Origin of the sequence: Bradyrhizobium valentinum (genome assembly GCF_001440405.1) — a bacterium.
GTDB lineage: Bacteria > Pseudomonadota > Alphaproteobacteria > Rhizobiales > Xanthobacteraceae > Bradyrhizobium > Bradyrhizobium valentinum.
The window spans coordinates 1-17,885 of the sequence record NZ_LLXX01000124.1; the positions used below are offsets into that span (position 1 = coordinate 1).

Consider the following 17,885-nt stretch of genomic DNA (forward strand, 5'->3'; position numbering starts at 1 on the left):
ACATGCCCTGATCAATCATCCCCCTTGACAACCATATCCCCATACAAGCCCGGATGCTGGGATTGAATCACCTGGCCGACACTTGCCGCACGCATGACGTCACCAAGTGGGATCATCGGAATATAGGTGTCTCGCCTTATCCAACCGCTCTGGGTGGGATCGAACGAGAGCCAGAGATTGCGAACCAGGAGCTGGCCCTGATCGGGGGCGCAGGCTGAGAACGTGAAGTTCCGTTCGGCATGGATGATGGCTTTGAAGGATCATATCGTTCGGACTGGGCTAAGCCAGTCCGAAGCCGCCAAGCTGCTTGGTGTTACCAAGCCACGTATCTCTGATCTCATGCGCGGCAAGATCGAATTGTTTGGCCTCGATACCTTGGTCAATATGATCGGAGCCGCTGGCCTGCATGTTGAAATGCGCATCTCAGACGCAGCCTGATCCAAGGCCGGCTTGCCGACGGCGTCCCACCAACGCACCCGCGAGGGTGCGCTGCTAGATGCGCAAGTTGCACAGCAACTCACCTATTCCGGTGTCGACCTCGATCTGCCATCCGCACTGTTTCCGTCGCGCCTTCACGCGACCTTCAAGACTTCCTTGCTGTCGGCGTCCAGGAATCCCGTAAGCCGGCCCCTGATCAGCCGCTCGGCATCCGCCATAATACGGTCGATCAGTTCCTTCACCGTCGGGATGTCGCGAATGAGCCCTGCGACCATGCCGCAGCTCCAGGCGCCAGCGTCCATGTCGCCGTCGATCATCACCTTGGGATAGACGCCCGCCACCTGATCGTGGATATCGTCAATCTTGAGGCCTTTGCCCTTCTCTCGCTCAATCTCGAGCAGGTGCTCGACGCCCTTGTTGTTCAGCACCCGCTCGGTATTCCGCAGCGCGCGCATGACCAGGCGCGTGTCAAGCTCTGATGCCTTGACGAGCGCATTCTTGACGTTCTCGTGCACCGGCGCTTCCTTGGTGGCGATGAAGCGCGTGCCCATGTTCATGCCGGCGGCCCCCATCGCCAGCGCTGCAACTAGGCTGCGCGCGTCGGCCATGCCGCCGGAGGCGACGAACGGTATTTTTAGTTCCTCGGCCGCACGCGGCAACAAGATCATGTTGGGCATGTCGTCTTCACCGGGGTGGCCGCCGCATTCAAAACCGTCGACGCTCACGGCATCGCAACCGATCTGCTCAGCCTTCAGCGAATGCCGGACCGACGTGCATTTGTGGATCACCTTGATGCCGCCTGCCTTCAAGGCCGGCATGTATTGTTCGGGGCTGCGCCCGGCGGTTTCGACGACCTTGACGCCGCCTTCCCTGATGGCAGCGATGTATTCCGGATAGGGCGGCGCGGTAAAGGTCGGCAGAAAGGTCAGGTTCACACCGAACGGCTTGTCCGTCATATCGCGGCAGCGCGCGATCTCTTTGGCCAACAGTTCCGGCGTCCGTTGCGTCAGGCCGGTGATGATTCCGAGCCCGCCGGCATTCGACACCGCGGCGGCGAGTTCGGCGAACCCCACATAGTGCATGCCGCCCTGGATGATCGGATGTTCGATGCCGAACATCTCGGTAATTGCAGTCTTCACGTGTACCTCCGATAGGTTAGAGATCTACGGCCTTGCTGGCCCGTCGTTCGTCAGTGGACAATTTCGAGGAGGCCCGCGGCACCCATGCCGCCGCCAATACACATGGTAACAACAGCATACTTGGCCTTGCGCCGGCGGCCCTCGATCAGGGCATGGCCGGTCAGCCGTGCTCCGGTCATGCCGTAGGGATGACCGACTGCGATCGATCCGCCATTGACGTTGAGCTTTTCCGGGTTAATCCCGAGCTTGTCGCGGCAATAGATCACCTGCACCGCAAAAGCCTCATTCAATTCCCACAGATCGATATCATCGATCTTAAGTCCGTGACGCTTGAGCAGCCGGGGCACGGCGTAGACCGGCCCCACTCCCATCTCGTCAGGCTCGCAGCCCGCTGCGACAAAGCCGCGGAAGATACCGAGTGGCTTTAATCCTTTCTGCGCAGCCAGCTTGTCGCTCATGATGACGGCGGCACTGGCGCCGTCCGAGAGCTGGCTCGCATTGCCGCCGGTAACAGTGAAGCCCGGCCCCTTTGCCGGCTTGACGCCCGCAAGACCCTCGGCCGTGGTATCGGGACGCGGCCCCTCGTCGGCCGATAGCGTCACTTGCTGATACGACATGGCGCCGGTCGCCTTGTCCGTGACCGCCATCGTGGTCTTGATCGGTGCGAGTTCGTCGTTGAAGCGGCCGCCCTGCTGCGCTGCCGCCGTCCGGCGCTGGCTCTCCAGGCTATATTCGTCCTGACGTTCGCGCGAGATGTCGTAGCGCTTCGCAACGATCTCGGCAGTATCCAGCATCGCGATGTAGGCGTCCCCTTTCATCGCGAGCAGTTCGGGATCGACGGCATGAAAGCTGTTGAACTGGTTGTTCTGGACCAGGCTGATGGATTCGCCGCCGCCGCCGATGGCAACCTCCACGCCATCGAAGATGACCGAACGTGCAGCCAGCGCAATCGCCTGAAGGCCGGACGCGCATTGGCGATCGATGGTCGTCCCAGCCACGCTTACCGGAAGTCCGGCACGCAGCAGCGCCTTGCGGGCAATGTTGGTACCTGTGGTGCCCTGTTGCATGGCGCAACCCATCACGACGTCCTCGACCTCGGAGCCCTCCACGTTGGCGCGTGACAACGCAGCGGAAATGGCATGACCCAGCAACGTCGCGCCTTCGGTATTATTGAGGGCGCCCTTGTAGGCCTTGCCAATGGGGGTGCGAGCAGTCGAGACGATTACGGCTTCGGTCATTATTTACCTCTGGTCGGGGGCAGGCAGTCGATTTGCCGCGTTGGAAGGACATTCAGCTCTGCTGCGCGTACCGCATCAGGTGATAGGCAGGATCGCCGAACTGGACGTTGATGGAGCTTATTCGCTTGAAGTAGTGGCCGACGTTCAACTCGTCGCTCATGCCCATGCCGCCGTGTAGCTGCACGGCCTGCTCCGCGACAAAGCGTGCGGCGTATCCGACCTTCGACTTCGCGCCGGACGCCAGTTTCGATCCATTTGGCTCTTGGGCCGCGAGGCTGAGGTTCAGATGCTGGGTGAGCGAAATCGCCTCTTCGAGCGCGATGAACATGTCGACCATGCGGTGCTGCAACACCTGAAAGGTCCCGAGAGCGACACCGAACTGCTTGCGCGTTTTACTATACTCCAGCGTCGCGGAATTCAGCACAGACATGGCCCCGACCGCTTCGGCGCAAAGGGCTGCGATGGCACGATCGCGCGTCGCCTCCAGCGCAACCACACCCGCGCCGTCGCTGCCCAGCATCTGGTCGGCAGACACCTCGACGTTCATCAGCGTGAGTTCGGCGGCGCGCCGGCCGTCGATGGTCTTGAAGCTCTGCAGGTGAAGATTGGCTGCATGGCGATCCACGACAAACAGACTCACGCCGTCGCGATCGCGTGGTCCACCCGACGTGCGAGCCGAGACGATCAGCTTATCAGCCCACGGCGCACCGACCACCGCAGCCTTGGTTCCGCTCAGAACAAATTTGTCCCCTTGGCGGCGCGCGGTGGTGGTGACGTTGTTGAAATCATAACGTGACCGTCCTTCCGCCCAGGCCAGCGCCCATGTCGCCTCGCCCTCCATGATCTTCGGAAGGAACGCCTGGCGCTGCTCGGCCGAGCCGACGTCCTCGATCAGGCCACCGGCGAGGACAACCGTCTCGAAATACGGCTCGACAACGAGATTGCGGCCGAACTCCTGCATCACGATCATCGTCGCGAGCGAGCCGCCGCCAAGGCCGCCCGAGCTTTCCTGGAATGGCGCGGCGCAGAGCCCAAGTTCGGCGAAGGATTTCCAGTGCCTGCGGCTCCAGCCTTCATCGGTCGCCACGATCTTGCGACGCTCGTCAAAATCGTACTGCTCGCGCAGGAAGCGTTGAATGCTGGACCGAAGCAATTCCTGTTCTTCCGTCAACTGAATATCCATTGGATGCCTCGTGCGATGTGGTCAGAGACCCAAAACCGCTTTCGCGATGATGTTGCGCTGGACCTCGTTCGATCCCCCGTAAATGCTGAGTTTTCGGGAGTTCAGGTACTTCTCGGTCGCGGTGTGTCCGTAGTCCGGCCCCGGCATGAAGCGATTGGCGGTTACCGGGTGCTCGCGTATGGCCAGACCGTAGTTGCCGATCGCCTGATGTGTCAGGTCGGTGATGCGCTGGAATATCTCGGTGCCCCTGATCTTGAACAGCGATGCGGCCGGTCCCGGGTCGATGCCGCGCGACATCTGCGCGACGATGCGCAGTTCCGTCGCCTCCAGCGCGAGCACATCGAGCTCGACGCGCGCGATCTCCCTGATGAACTCCCCGAACGCTGGATCGTCCTCGTCGACTTCGGTTGTCACGATCTGCTTGAGACGCGCGAGATAACGTGTCGACCGCCCGATCCCGGCCATGCTGGTACGCTCGTTGCCCAGCAGGAATTTTGCGTAAGTCCAGCCCTTGTTTTCCTCGCCGATCAAATTTTCGGCCGGGACGCGCACGTCCTCGAGGAAGACGTCGTTCACCTCGTGCGATCCGTCGATCGTAATGATCGGCCGTACGGTGACGCCGGGCGACTTCATGTCGATCAACAGGAAGGAAATGCCGGCCTGAGGCTTCGCGCTGGGATCGGTTCGCACCAGGCAGAAGATCCAGTCGGCATGCTGAGCCAGCGTCGTCCAGGTCTTGTGGCCGTTGACGATGTAGTGATCGCCGTCACGCACCGCCTTGGTGCGGACCGAGGCGAGGTCGGAGCCAGAGCCCAGCTCCGAATAGCCCTGGCACCACCAGTCGTCACCGGACAGGATTCGCGGCAGAAACTTCTTCTTCTGCGCATCGTTGCCGAAGGTATAGATGACCGGGCCGACCATGGTGACGCTGAACGCCAGCGGCGGCAGCGTTCCGGCGCGCGAGGTCTCCTGCTCAAAGATGAAGCGCTGCGTGACAGACCAGCCGGGGCCGCCATATTCCTTGGGCCAGAGCGGCGCGATCCAACCTCTCGTGTAGAGGATCCGGTGCCATAGCAGCGACTGCTCCTTGGTCAAATCGGTCTCAGGGTTTGGAACGCACATTTCCTGCGGATAATTCTCCGCAATAAAGGCGCGCACCTCGTTGCGAAACGCAGCGTCTTCGCGGGAAAGATTGAGCTCCATCGTGCGAGGCTCCCGCTACCACTTCTCGCCGAAGGGACGGATCTCGAGCTCAAAGGTCCAGGCGCTTCTGGGCTGCTGATAAAGCAGCCAATAGGACTCCGCGACCGAGGACGGCGGCATCAAAGCGTCCGGATCATCCAGCGCACCCGGACCGAGCGCCTCGATCCGCCGCTGGCGCACCCATTCGGTGTCGACGCCGGAATCGATGATGAGATGCGCCACGTGGATATTCTTGGGCCCCAACTCACGTGCCGTCGCCTGTGCTACGGCCCGCAGACCGAACTTGGCGCTGGCGAACGCCGCATAACCCGCCCCACCGCGGAGACTCGCGGTCGCGCCGGTGAAGAAGATGTTGCCCTTGCCCCGGGGCAGCATCAGCCGCGCGGCTTCGCGCCCGGCGAGGAAGCCGGAATAGCAGGCCATCTCCCAGACCTTTCGGAACACGCGCTCGGTGGTTTCCAGGATCGGAAAATTGACGTTGGCCCCAATGTTGAAGATGCACACCTCAAGCGGCGCATGCTTATCGGCATCGCCGAGGAACGAGATGATCTCCTCCTCCTTGCGTGCGTCGAGCGAGCGCGCGTGAATTTCGCCGCCGGCCTTCTCGATCTCCTTGACGAGCGGTTCGAGCTTGGCGCCGTTGCGGCGCCCGGCAAACACCGTGAAGCCCTCTGAGGCGAACTTCTTTGCGATCTCGCCGCCGATAAAGTCACCGGCGCCGATCACAGCCACGGTTGCGTTTCTCTTTTGCAAAGGCCTTCTCCCGGTCAAGTTAACTGAGTTCGTCGTTGGAATTTCACCGCGTGCCTGGCAGCATCTCGGTCGCGATGCAAACAGGCCGCGAGCTCATGCTCGCGGCTCTTGCCAATTAAGCTTCCCGGCAAGACGTCGACCACGACGATTTTCGGCGGCGGAATATAGGCGGTGAGCCAAGGCTTGATGGAATCCATCAGATCCGTCGCCTTGACGCGCGCTCCTGGTGAAGGTTGCACGAACGCGACAAGCTCCCCATCACCATTAAGGCCTCGTCCAATGACGGTGGATTGCACATCCTCGTGTGAATTGAGAACTGCCTCGACCTTGGCTGAGACGGCGCCAATCATTTCTTTGGTACGACCGAGAATGTACAGGCAATCGCCGTCAAAGCGGGCAATATTGCCGGTATTGAACCAGCCTTCGCTGTCGATCACTTTGCCTGTCAGCTCGGGAGCGAGATAATAGCCGCGCATCACGTTGCGTCCGCGCACGTGGAGTTCTCCGACTTGTTCCTTTGATAGTGGTATGCCGTCGAGTGTTCTGATGCGCCCTTCTACTCCCAGCGGCAACGCGCCAACAACGCCCTGCCCCAGATCGCGGTGGCCCCAGGACGCCCCGTTCTCGACCAGCGCGATCCGGTCGGGGGCTTCGGCAACCTGTCTTGCCGTTACTTCATGGATCCGGCTCGGCAAGCTGGCAGCAATCTCGTCGAGATTGATCGCCTCCGAAAGCTCCGCCACGACTGACCTCCCGACCAAAGCATGCCAACTTTCGCACGCGGCACATTCGCCACCACCTAACGTTCTTTTTTAGAACTCGTCAATCGCTATTTCACCACCCTGCCTTCATAAACCTCGAAAGGGGCAACTTGGCTGCCCTATTCAACGGCGCATTGTTGAAGACGTTCGTTTACAAGGCATCGTATCGCCGCTAGGATTACAGTATCAAATCGGAACTGAATGGGAGAAACGGAATGGCGGGGGGCCGCGGCGTGGCGATACTTGTGGGCGCAGGCGACGCCATCGGAGCGGCCGTCGCACGGCGCTTTGCGAAGGGCGGCTATACGGTTTGCATCTGCAGGCGTGATGCGTCCAAGTCGCAGGGGCTTGTGGGCGAGTTGAGAGCTGCGGGACATAACATTCACGCGTTCAGTGTCGATGCCCGCCAGGAAGCAGAGGTCCAAGGCATATTCGCGCGAATCGAGAAAGAGTTCGGCCCCATCGAGGTCTGCCTCTTCAACGCGGGATCGAACGTCAACAAGCCATTGCTGGAGACAACCGAGAAGCTGTTCTTCAAGGCTTGGGAATTGGCCTGCTATGGCGGCTTCCTGGTCGGACGTGAGGCTGCGCGCGTCATGCTTCCGCGCAAACACGGCACCATCTTCTTTACAGGTGCCACGGCCAGTGTGCGTGGCGGCCAGGGATTTGCGGCATTTTCATCAGCGAAGTTCGGACTTCGAGCAGTAGCCCAGGCGATGGCGCGCGAGCTCGGGCCGAAGAACATTCACGTCGTGCACCTCCTGATCGACGCCGGCGTCGACAGCGAGGCAATTCACCAGCGCATGAAAGCGGCGAAGGGGATCGAGGCAAGCGAAATTCCCCCAGACAGCCTGACCAAGACGTCTTCCATTGCCGAAGCCTATTGGTTCACCCACCAGCAAAGCAGGGATGGCTGGACCCACGAGCTCGATCTCCGCCCCTCTGTGGAGAAGTGGTGACATGAACGCGACGCCAAACCTGACCCTGTGGGGCGTTGGGACAAGCCGCACCATTCGTCCGCATTGGGCAATGCACGAACTGGGCTTAGCCTACGAGACAAAGCCCATCGGACCGCGAACGGGCGAGACCAAGACCGCTGAATACACCAAGCTCAATCCGCGCCAGAAGATTCCCCTGTTGCAGGACGGCGACTTCTGCATCGGCGAGAGCGCCGCGATTGTTGCCTATCTGTCGCGAATGTATTCCACGACGGAACGCTCGCTGATTCCGGAAACCACCCGCGACTATGCCGCGTGGCTGGAGTGGTGCTTCTTTATTGTCGCGGAGCTGGATTCAACCAGCCTTTACGTGATGCGCCGCCATCGGGCCGACGCGCTCGGTCCGATCTACGGTATTGCGCCCGAGGTCGTTGCCCAGGCCGGCGAGTACTTTCGCCAACAGTTGCGCCATGTCGAAGTCGCGCTTGCAGACGGACGGCAATTCTTGATGGGCGCCCGCTTTACCAGCGCAGACATTCTGCTCACGACCTGCCTCGATTGGGCCATCGCTTACGGCGTCGGCATTTGTGAGAACGCACACCCCTATCTCGAACGCATCCGGAAACGGGAGGCCTTTCAGCGAGCCGTCGCGGCAAATGCTCCGTTGGCACCGATCACGCCGGCGCCGGCGAAAGCTTAGAACCAACCACCACTCGCGCAGGACGGCTTGGCGTCAGACCGCCACGCGCACGCTGCGTTCGGCGATCATCTTGTCGATGGCGCTATCGTCGTAGCCCAGTTCCCGCAACACGTCGCGCGAGTGCTCGCCGACCCGGGGAGCAGGCCCGCCGATCGCGGCCTCATTGATCTCAAAGCGGGCCGCCGGCTTCGGCTGCCGCACCCGCCCGACCTTCGGCTGATCGAACTCCGCGATGATCTGGCGCGCGATCACCTGTTCATTGTGGATGATTTCGCCTCGGCGCAAGATCGGCGCGCAGGGCACGTCGGCAGCGTCGAGTCGCTCAAGCCATTCAGCCGTCGTGTGCAGGCCGATATATTCCGCCATCTTGTTGATGCGCGCCGTGGCGTTGACCGAACGCGCCGATGGCGTCGCAAAGCGGGGATCCTTGGCAAGCTCGGGATCGCCCGAGGCCCGGCAAAACCCCTGCCATTCGGAATCAGAAATGGTACCGGCCGTGATGTAGCCATCGCTGGTCTTGAACACGAGATCCGGCCGGTCGTTGGGATCGGCGGCGGTGGCCTCGGCGCCTACCACCGTGTACTGCATCATGCCTTCCGGCCACAGGTAGGAAATCATCGCATCCAGCATCGCGACCTGAATATGATCGCCCTGCCCGGTTTTCTCGCGGGCGTAGAGCGCCGCAGCCACGGCCTGCGCGGTGAACACCGCGGTGGTCTTGTCGCATACGATGGTACGGATCATCTGCGGACGGTTCGTGACCGGCTGCGACTGGATATCTGCGAAGCCCGACAGGCCCTGAATGATCGGATCGTAGACGCGCTTCTTCACGTACGGGCCGGTATCGCCGACGCCGCTGATCGAGACGTAGATCAGGCGCGGATGGCGCTGGCGCAACTCATCGACGCCGAGACCGAGGCGCTCCATAGTGCCGGGCCGGAAGTTCTGCACCAGCACATCAGTCTGCGCGACCAACCTGGCGAGCACCTCGCGGCCGGCCGCGCTCTTGACGTCGATCGAGAGCGAACGCTTGCCGCGGTTCGAAGAGATGAACAGCGCGGAGAACTCGCCGTCCTTGTCGATCGTGGCACGGCTGCGGCGGGTGATGTCGCCGCCGATCGGCTCGATCTTCAGGACGTCGGCGCCCTGATCCGCCAGAAACATGGTCGCGAACGGGCCCGACACAACGCCAGTCAGATCGAGGACGCGAACACCGCTAAGCGGGCCAGGCATGGGCATTCTCCCTAAGTTTGCTTTTGCGGTCCGAGAGATTTGGCTTTTGCCACTTAACCCGCGACAGCCGCCGCTGTTAAGCCGTCTTGGGAACAGGTTGTCTGATCTGCTCGACGATCGACTCCTCGACGTCGCGAAGCTGATCCTTGCCGAAGAACATTTCCTTTCCAACAAAGAAAGTCGGCGATCCGAATGCTCCCCGGCTGACTGCATCGTTGGTCAGGTCGATCAGCCTCTTCTTGACGTCATCCTGTTGTGCGCGCGCGATCAACCGGTCGATATCGATCCCTGAGGAGATGAATGCATTCCGGAAGATTTCGACGTCGTCCATCTTCTTCGGCTCTTCCCACATATGATGGTAGGCGGCGCGGAAATAGGGCTCGAACACGCCTTCGAATTGGGCGGCGACGGCGCCGCGCATCAACATCAGCGTATTGACCGGAAAGAAGGGATTCTGACGGAATTTCGTGACGTTGTGGCGCCGGATAAACCGTTGGGTCTCGAGTGCCTGGTATTCCGGCTTGTTCTTGATTCCGCGAAGCGAGTCGAACGGCGACATATTGCCGGTGGCCTTGTAGATGCCGCCAAGCAGAACCGGGACGTACTCGAATTTCACACCGGTACGTCGTTCGATCCCCGGAATGGCTACTTCCGCCAAATAAGCGTTCGGACTGCCGAAATCGAACTGGAATTCAACCTTCAGGGGCATGTCGGCTCCTCCCGCGAGTGCATTGAATGATGAGGTTTGGTGTCCAGTAGCCGAACTCCGGCTACCAACTGTCTTTACAGTTCTAAAAACGAACTGTCAAATTCTTGCGAATTTCCACTGGTTTTACCTAATCCATAGGGGGATTGTTTGGAGCTGAGTACCTATCTAGAATGATAGAAAAGCTGAGGTTCCCTGGACGATTCGAGCGGAGTCTGGCTGCCGGATGGACTGGAGAGCAGGAAATGCGATGGGATGCCCTTGAAGAAGAGCCGTGTTCGATGGCCCGGACGATCGGCGTGATCGGCGACCGTTGGACCCTTCTTATCTTGCGCGAATGCTTCCTGCGCACGCGCCGCTTCGAAGGATTTCAGTCCGCGCTCGGAATAACACGCCATTTGCTCGCGGAGCGGCTGAAGAAGCTGGTCCGGCAAGGCGTGCTGCGCCGCATTCCCTATCAGGAGTCGCCCAAGCGGCATGAATACATCCTCACCCAGAAAGGACTCGATCTCTATCCGATCATGATGGCGATCGTGCATTGGGGCGACACGCACATGGTCGACGAACGTGGTCGGCCGTTGCTGCACCAGCACCGCAAATGCGGCAAGAACTTCGATCCGGTCATGGTGTGCTCGGAGTGCGGCGAGCCGCTTTCGGCCAAGGAGGTTCATACCCACCCCGGCCCCGGTGCCCGAAGCACCCCGGCAATAAAGGCGCCGGAGAAACCGAAGGCAAAGGCACGCCGCAGCGCCGCTTGAGGTGGCCGCTCACGCAGGCTACCGCAATGCTAAGCAGATGTCAGCGCAAGCATACCCGTAGGCACCAAATGGCGGACACGAGATGTCCGTCGACGGTCGCGAACGGCTGAGCTCGCCCTTAGACCCGAATTACATCTCGACTTGCTTCCTTGTGGTAGAGACGTTCGACCTGTTCAGAGCGATTTTTCAGCACAGCACGCTGATTGACATAGGCCTTGTCCGTGATTTCCCCTGCCGCCAATGACGGCGGCTCCCTCAGCAACAAGAAGGAACAGATTCCTTCGCTGCTTCCGACCGTTTCATTGTACTCCTGAAAACGTTCTTTCAGAAACTGAACCACGACAAGGTCGCAGGTCAAATCTGACGCTGGAGTCTTCGAAATCCGCGCCGCCTCGGTCGGATTCAACCAGCAGAGCAGCGCGCATGATTCACGATTTTCTCCCGCAACGACAATGTCCAGCAACACGCCGCGCGTTGCGGCCAAAATCGCCGCACGCATATTCCCGATCGAGACCCATGTGCCGTTCGCCAGTTTGAAGTTTTCAGAAATTCTGCCTGTAAAACGCAGCCCAAGCTCCGGCTTTTCAGGATCCAGAAACGAGACGGTATCGCCGATGCGATAGAACCCTTCCTCATCGAAAGCCTTTTCCGTCAAATCCGGCCTTCCGAGATAACCTGGCGTAACGTTGGGTCCCTTCACCCTTGCCTCGTAAGTATCGGACACCGGGATCAGTTTTAGCTGCAGACCCGGCGCGGGAAGACCAATCTCTCCCGGCTGGTCCGTCGCCCAGTGGGTCGTACTGATTGTCGGGGCGGTTTCGGTGGTGCCGTAGCCCGACATGACCGGAATTCGCCGGCCGGTGATCGACGATGTCAGCCGATAGAGTTTTTCAAGCGTGCCCTGCGAGATTGCAGCCCCGGCATAACTCAATCGATCCATCCGCTTGAACACGCTGGCGCCGAGATCGAGGTCGTTCTCGATCGCGTCACATAAGAGATTATAGCCGGCAGGTACGTTGAACATGGCGGTCGGCGAAATCTCCTTGAGATTCGCGACCGTCTTGTGGAAGAGCTGAGGCAGCGGCCGGCCATCGTCGATATAGAGGGTCCCGCCATTCTTGAGAATACCGTGAAGAATTACGTTACTGCCCATCGTATGGTGCCAGGGCAGCCACTCGACCTGCACCGGCGCGTCCGGAGGAGACACCAGCAGACTGCCCATTTGCAGGGAGCTCGCCATCATGCGGTGGGTATTGAGCACGCCCTTGGGGAAACCCGTCGAACCGGACGTGAAGAGAATCTTTGCGACAGCGTCGCAAGAAACCGCACGTGAAGCATCCGCGAATCCTTCACTCGCCGTTCGGGATGTCAGTACGCTGAACGGCACGGTGTCCGGCGCCCCATCGACACTGATCCAGGTTGCGGCTGCCAGCTCGGGAATGGAGCGCCCAGCCGAAAAGTCGCGCCCGCTCTGGACGAAAACGAAATTCGGGCGGAGCGCTTCCGCTATATCCCTGAGACGAGCCAGGCCGCCGGGCATCAGCGTGTAGTTCGGCGATATCGGCGCCAGGATCACCCCTATCGACATTGCGGCAAACGAGATCACCGCGTTCTCGATGGAGTTCCCTGAAAGTATCGCAAGCTTGTCAGCCGGCCTTGCGCCCATATCGATCAGGCTTTGGCCGACCGCCTGAACCTGCAACCATGCCTCGCTATAGGTGATCTCGTCCCATCCCCCTTTCGCATTGCGTTGTGCAAGAAAAATTCTATCGGGAACAGAATTTGCCCAGGCCGGAAGAAAATCGGTGATGCGCCAGTCACAGTTCCCCAGCTCAAGGGGCGAGCTCAACATGAGCGTGCCGTCGGTTCGACGCTCGATGGAAAGCTCCCTTGGCGCAAACGTCAGTGGCTTCGTCGACATCGAAAACAATCTCCTGAATTGCTGTGATGGTCCGATGAACGACCGGTCGGCAGTTGCACCCAACCCGCCAACTGCCGCGCCCGTCACTTCGCCGGTGCGCGGTTCACTCGGACCTGGCGTCCAGCACTTCCCCGAAAGCTTGCCAGCTCGTGCCGCTCCACCGCTGCAATCGCATCTGCGTCCAGATCATGTTCTCGGTGTCGGTAGTGTTGACCTTGATGCCGGGCAGCGCAGTCGGAACGACGAAGTCTTTCAGGTTCTTGGCCTGCGCAAGAATATTCTTGCGTGAAAGGTCATTGCCGCATTGCTTTAGAATCTGCTCGAGCAGGACACCTTGCTGATAGCCGGTCAGATAGCTGCCGTTGGTGATGTCGGCGCCCGGCAAATACTTGTCAAAGAACACCCGAAAGGCCTGCATGCCCGGGTCGTCTTTCCATGCCGAATCCAGAACATCCTTGTTGGTCGTACCGACGATCACGCCGACCGATTTGTCGAGACCGGCGGGCGCTAGCGTGCCTCCGACCGAGCCCGAAGGAAAATTAATGATCACGGTCGCCTTCCAACCGATCACCGAGGCTTGCCGGATGGCCTGAGCGGCGAACTTCGGTGTGCCGGCGATGACAAGCGCGTCCGCACCGGAACTCTTCAGGTTGACGACCTGTGAATCGACCGTCGGCTCGGTGACTTCATAGGAAGCGCTCACGACTTTTCGATCGAAGTCCTTGCCGAGAAACGCCTTGAAGGCGTTGAGGTAGTCCTTGCCGAGGTCGTCATTCTGGTAGAGGACAGCATACTTGGCGTTTGGCAGCGCCTTCGTCAGATATTTGGCGTAGATTTTTCCTTCGGTGTCGTAGCTGACAAGACCTGTCGTGGTGAGCGGGTAATTGGCGACGTCCGTGAATTTGGATGACCCGCTGATAATTGCGATGCTGGGCACCCCCTTCGACCGCAGGTATTTTGCGGTGGCCGAGATGCCGGGAGTGCCGAGCTGGCCGAACATAAACGACACTTCGTCGCTCTCAACCAGTTTGCGGACGTGCTCCACGGCTTTGGGAGGGCTGTAGGCGTCGTCATACGCGATGTAGTTGATCTTGCGTCCGTTGATGCCGCCGCGGTCGTTGATCGCCTGAATGTAGGCCATAACTCCCTTGCCCACGAGACCGATCGATGACGCAGGTCCACTGAAGGGAAACACCCCGCCGATCTTGATTTCGGTAGCAGAGATTCCCGGCTCGTCGGCCGCGAATGCCGGACCGCTCAAAAGCAGAGCCACAGCCGCAACAGCCTTCCATTTCACCAACATTGCTCGTCCTCCCGAACGCGCACCCTTCCGGGGTACGTCGTTCTCGCGAGACTACAGTTCTTTTTTAGAACCCGTCAAGCTCTTAGATGATCGTCTGCCGGCCGGCCGGCGGAAGCCGCTGACTCATGGAGAGCCATGCGCGATCGCACGCTGAATACCAGCCAGGAGAGTGAGGAGGCGTCCCTCTTCCAGCCGACGAGACCATTCCATTATCAAACTAACGATGACGTGGTGCGCCTTGATGATCGCCCAGTTCTCCTGCATTGTTGGCAGGCGACAATCAGGTCGCGCATGTGCTTTTCCTTGACCGGCGTCATCTTGTTGTGGCGGTGAACGACGGTCAGGCGCTGGTCGAGTTTCTCCATGGCCGGCGCGTTCGTGCGATCGCAACGGCGATGTCTTCCAGAACTGAGCAAGCGAAGTCAGCGAGCGAGAACCTGAACCGTCTCGCCCGACAACAGAGCCCTACTCGGCAGCCATTGCTGCTCGAAATTCCGGTTCCTCCGTAGAATCCTCATGGATCTCATCTGCAGTCGGCTTGATCCGAAACCACGCGGCATAAAGCGCAGGAAGGAACAGCAGGATCAGCACTGTGCCGACCGCGGTGCCGCCGATCAGCGTATAGGCCATCGATCCCCAGAAGACGGAGTGAGTGAGAGGGATGAAGGCCAGCACGGCGGCAAGTGCGGTCAGGATCACCGGCCTCGTGCGTTGCACTGTCGCCTCGATCACGGCGTGATAGTCATCAAGGCCGGCAGCTCGGTTCTCCTTGATTTGTTCGGTCAGGATCAGAGTGTTGCGCATCAGGATGCCCGCCAGTCCTATCAGGCCCAGAATGGCGTTGAATCCGAAGGGCTGATTAAAGGCGAGCAACATCGGCACGACGCCGACGAGGCCAAGCGGTGCCGTCAGCATGACCATGGCCATCGTCGAGAACGATCGCACCTGCAGCATGATGACGATCAGCATGGCGGCGATCATGGCGGGAAAGACCGTCGCCAACGCGTCATTGGCCTTGGTTGCCTCCTCGATCGATCCGCCCAATTCGATGCGATAGCCGGCCGGAAGCGATGCGATCAGTGGCTGAAGGGCCGTCCTGATCTCCTTGGAGACCTCTGGAGGCTGAGTGGCCTCATTGATGTCCGAGCGAATCGTGACGACGGGTGTGCGATCGCGGCGCTTCATAATCGGCTCTTCCAGACGGATTTCCGAATGGCCGATCTGGTCGAGCGGAATCGGGCGGCCGTCCCGGCTCATCAGTGAGAAATCCGCCAGACGCGTCGGATCCAGCCGCTCGCCGCCTGCGCTGCGTGCCACGATGGGGACATTGCGGATGTCCTCGCGGACTTGCGTAACGGCGACGCCGGTGAGAAGAAACTGCAGCTGCCGGCCCACCTCCGCCGGCGAGAGGCCGATGAGGTTCAATCGATCCTGATCCGGGATGAAGCGGAGCACGGGTGTGCGGTTACCCCAATCGCGGTTCGCTTGCCGCACATCGGAAACGCCACGCATGATAGCGAGGGCTTGTTCAGAGATGGCGTACAATCGCGCGGGATCAGGCCCCATGACCCGAAACTCGACCGGGAACGGCGTGTAGGGTCCGAACACAAGCTGAGTGACGCGCACACTAGCCTCAGGTGCAAGCCCATCTGACACCGCCTGTCTGAGCCGGTGCTTCAAAGCCTCGCGCGCCTCCGCGTCCGGCGTAAGCACGACGATCTTGGCGAAGGACGGATCAGGGAGCTCCGGCGCCATCGCGAAAAAGAAGCGGGGGGCCCCCTGACCGACATAGCTCGTTACGATCTTGGCCTCCGACTGATGGTCCAGCCACTGTTCGAGCTTCTCGACTGTGGCGGTCGTCGTCTCAATGCTGGTGCCTTCCGGCAGGCGAACCTCCACCAGCACTTCGGGGCGGTCGGACGTGGGGAAAAACTGCTGTTTGAGGGAGCCCATGCCGACAACGGAAAGCGCGAAGGCGATGGCGACGATACCGCTGGTTACGAACTTGTGGCGCACGGCGAAGGTGATGATCCCTCGCAGGCGCCGATAGTTCGGTGTGTCGTAGATCGCGTGGTGACCGCCTTCGACTGGTTTGATCGCGGGCAGCATCTTGACGCCAAGATAGGGCGTGAAGATCACCGCGACGATCCAGGAGACTATGAGGGCGAACCCCACGACCCAGAAGATGTTGCCGGCGTATTCGCCGGCCGTCGAGCGTGCGAAGCCGACCGGCAGGAACCCGGCGACTGTCACGAGCGTGCCCGACAACATTGGCGCCGCAGTGTGGCTCCACGCATAGGCCGCCGCCTTGATGCGGTCCATGCCCTCTTCCATTTTCACCACCATCACCTCGATGGCGATGATGGCGTCGTCCACGAGAAGGCCAAGCGCCAAGATGAGGGCGCCGAGCGTGATGCGGTCGAAGAACCGGCCGGTTTCCAGCATGATGAGGAACACGACGGCAAGCGTCAGAGGGACGGCAGCCGCCACCACGATGCCGACGCGCCAGCCGAGGCTGAGCAGGCTCACCAGCAGCACCACGCCGAGCGCCATCGCGAACTTCATCATGAATTCGTCAACAGCCGAGGTGATGTTGACGGCCTGGTCGCTGACCTTGGCCAGAGTCATGCCGAGTGGCAGCGTCCGAGCGATAGCTGCGGACCTCTCCTCCAGCGCCTTGCCGAGCGCGAGGCCATCCCAGCCCTCTTGCATCACCGCCGCGAGCATGATGGAGGGCTCACCCTGGTGTCGGATGAGGTAGGTGGGAGGATCCTCGTAGCCGCGGCGGACATCGGCGATGTCGGCGAGCTTCAGCGTCCGCCCCGCAGCGACGATCGGCGTGTCGGCGATCGCCTGGACGCTGTCATAAGCGCCCTCGACCCGGATGAAGACCTGCGGCCCCTTGGTGTCGATTGAGCCCGCCGGTGTGACGGTGTTCTGCCGCTGCAAGGCGGCAACGATATCCTGTGCCGACACGCCGAGGGTCGCCAATTTGGCGTAGGAGAACTCGATGAATATCTGTTCGGGACGTTCACCGACGATGTTGATCTTCTTGACGCCGGCCACGTGCAGGAGGTCCTGGCGAATGGTCTCGGCTTGCCTGGCGAGTTCCCGCATCGGCATGCCCTTCGCCTTGAGGGCATAAAGGGCGAAGCTAACGTCGGAATATTCGTCATTGACGAAGGGGCCGAGCACACCAGACGGCAGCTTGCGCGCTTCATCCCCGAGCTTCTTGCGGGCCTGATAGAACTCCTCCTGCACGCTGGATGGCGGTGCGCTGTCCTTCAGCGTAACCGTCAGATACGCATAACCTGGCCGTGTGGTCGTCTCCACCCGGTCGTACCAGGTCAGCTCCTGAAGCCGCTTCTCCAACGGTTCGGCGACCTGGTCCTGCATCTCACGCGCCGTCGCGCCCGGCCATACCGTCGTGACCGTCAGGGTCTTGATGGTGAAGGAGGGATCCTCTGCCCGCCCGAGCCTTAGGAAGCCGTAGACGCCTGCGAACGCCAGCAGGAGAATGAAGAACAGGGTTACGGCCCGTTCGCGGACGGCGATCGCGGAAAGATTGAAATTCATGATTTGGCCACTCCTATTTCCTCGACGTTCGTCCT

At 60.5% G+C, this 17,885-nt stretch carries 16 protein-coding genes and 1 pseudogene; 4 read left to right on the forward strand and 13 right to left on the reverse strand.

All coding sequences use genetic code 11. From position 1 onward, the window contains the following. Nucleotides 1-11: 11 nt before the first annotated feature. Nucleotides 12-248, reverse strand: coding sequence for a hypothetical protein (locus tag CP49_RS49325; RefSeq protein ID WP_082646130.1), 237 nt, complete (start codon nt 246-248; stop codon nt 12-14). Here CP49_RS49325 and CP49_RS20995 point away from each other — a divergent pair. Next, a pseudogene (locus tag CP49_RS20995) lies at nt 220-438 on the forward strand (helix-turn-helix domain-containing protein); the annotation flags it as partial. The gene CP49_RS49325 and the pseudogene CP49_RS20995 sit on opposite strands and share 29 nt — an antisense overlap. Before the next feature lie 134 nt (nt 439-572). Here the strand turns inward: CP49_RS20995 and CP49_RS21000 are convergent. Genes CP49_RS21000 through CP49_RS21025 form a run of 6 tightly spaced genes read right to left on the reverse strand, consistent with a single transcriptional unit; the run spans nt 573 to nt 6,697 of the window. After that, nucleotides 573-1,577, reverse strand: coding sequence for an NAD(P)H-dependent flavin oxidoreductase (locus CP49_RS21000; RefSeq protein WP_057852105.1), 1,005 nt, complete (start codon nt 1,575-1,577; stop codon nt 573-575). 50 nt (nt 1,578-1,627) lie between these two features. Beyond that, nucleotides 1,628-2,815: an acetyl-CoA C-acyltransferase gene (locus CP49_RS21005; protein ID WP_057852106.1), complete on the reverse strand. Its 1,188-nt coding sequence runs from the start codon at nt 2,813-2,815 to the stop codon at nt 1,628-1,630. 52 nt (nt 2,816-2,867) lie between these two features. Continuing rightward, complete coding sequence (locus CP49_RS21010; RefSeq protein WP_057852107.1) at nt 2,868-3,998, reverse strand: acyl-CoA dehydrogenase family protein; 1,131 nt, start codon at nt 3,996-3,998, stop codon at nt 2,868-2,870. 21 nt (nt 3,999-4,019) lie between these two features. Continuing rightward, nucleotides 4,020-5,201, reverse strand: a complete 1,182-nt coding sequence (locus CP49_RS21015) for an acyl-CoA dehydrogenase family protein (protein ID WP_057852108.1) — start codon at nt 5,199-5,201, stop codon at nt 4,020-4,022. Nucleotides 5,202-5,216: 15 nt separating this feature from the next. Beyond that, nucleotides 5,217-5,954, reverse strand: coding sequence for an SDR family oxidoreductase (locus CP49_RS21020; protein WP_057852109.1), 738 nt, complete (start codon nt 5,952-5,954; stop codon nt 5,217-5,219). 14 nt (nt 5,955-5,968) lie between these two features. After that, a complete protein-coding gene (locus CP49_RS21025; RefSeq protein ID WP_057852110.1) occupies nt 5,969-6,697 on the reverse strand; it encodes an acyl-CoA synthetase family protein in 729 nt (242 codons plus the stop codon). A gap of 233 nt (nt 6,698-6,930) precedes the next feature. On the opposite strand from CP49_RS21025, the gene CP49_RS21030 reads away from it, so the two are divergent. Together CP49_RS21030 and CP49_RS21035 are read left to right on the forward strand one after the other, a co-directional pair. Further along, nucleotides 6,931-7,674 (forward strand): SDR family NAD(P)-dependent oxidoreductase, encoded by a 744-nt coding sequence (locus tag CP49_RS21030; RefSeq protein ID WP_057852111.1) that lies wholly within the window; start codon nt 6,931-6,933, stop codon nt 7,672-7,674. 1 nt (nt 7,675) lies between these two features. Then, nucleotides 7,676-8,353, forward strand: coding sequence for a glutathione S-transferase family protein (locus CP49_RS21035; protein WP_057852112.1), 678 nt, complete (start codon nt 7,676-7,678; stop codon nt 8,351-8,353). Nucleotides 8,354-8,386: 33 nt separating this feature from the next. Here CP49_RS21035 and CP49_RS21040 read toward each other — a convergent pair whose 3' ends face one another. Together CP49_RS21040 and CP49_RS21045 are read right to left on the reverse strand one after the other, a co-directional pair. After that, nucleotides 8,387-9,586: a CaiB/BaiF CoA transferase family protein gene (locus CP49_RS21040; RefSeq protein ID WP_057852113.1), complete on the reverse strand. Its 1,200-nt coding sequence runs from the start codon at nt 9,584-9,586 to the stop codon at nt 8,387-8,389. A gap of 76 nt (nt 9,587-9,662) precedes the next feature. Beyond that, on the reverse strand, nt 9,663-10,295 hold the full coding sequence (locus tag CP49_RS21045; RefSeq protein ID WP_057852114.1) for a 2-hydroxychromene-2-carboxylate isomerase: 633 nt from the start codon (nt 10,293-10,295) through the stop codon (nt 9,663-9,665). A gap of 242 nt (nt 10,296-10,537) precedes the next feature. Here CP49_RS21045 and CP49_RS21050 point away from each other — a divergent pair, with 242 nt between their 5' ends. After that, complete coding sequence (locus CP49_RS21050; protein ID WP_057852115.1) at nt 10,538-11,050, forward strand: winged helix-turn-helix transcriptional regulator; 513 nt, start codon at nt 10,538-10,540, stop codon at nt 11,048-11,050. Between the two features lie 118 nt (nt 11,051-11,168). Here the strand turns inward: CP49_RS21050 and CP49_RS21055 are convergent, their stop codons facing one another. The 4 genes from CP49_RS21055 to CP49_RS21065 form a co-directional block, all read right to left on the reverse strand. Beyond that, the gene (locus CP49_RS21055) at nt 11,169-12,971 is read right to left on the reverse strand and encodes an AMP-binding protein (protein WP_057852116.1); all 1,803 of its coding nucleotides are present in this window, start codon (nt 12,969-12,971) and stop codon (nt 11,169-11,171) included. A gap of 103 nt (nt 12,972-13,074) precedes the next feature. Further along, nucleotides 13,075-14,274 carry an ABC transporter substrate-binding protein gene (locus tag CP49_RS21060; RefSeq protein ID WP_057852117.1) on the reverse strand — a complete coding sequence of 400 codons (1,200 nt, stop codon included), beginning with the start codon at nt 14,272-14,274 and terminating at the stop codon, nt 13,075-13,077. A gap of 212 nt (nt 14,275-14,486) precedes the next feature. Then, entirely contained in the window at nt 14,487-14,639 is a 153-nt protein-coding gene (locus CP49_RS44875; protein ID WP_156438555.1) for a hypothetical protein, read from the reverse strand. A 100-nt stretch (nt 14,640-14,739) separates the two neighbouring features. Further along, the gene (locus CP49_RS21065; RefSeq protein ID WP_057852118.1) at nt 14,740-17,850 is read right to left on the reverse strand and encodes an efflux RND transporter permease subunit; all 3,111 of its coding nucleotides are present in this window, start codon (nt 17,848-17,850) and stop codon (nt 14,740-14,742) included. Nucleotides 17,851-17,885 lie beyond the last annotated feature (35 nt).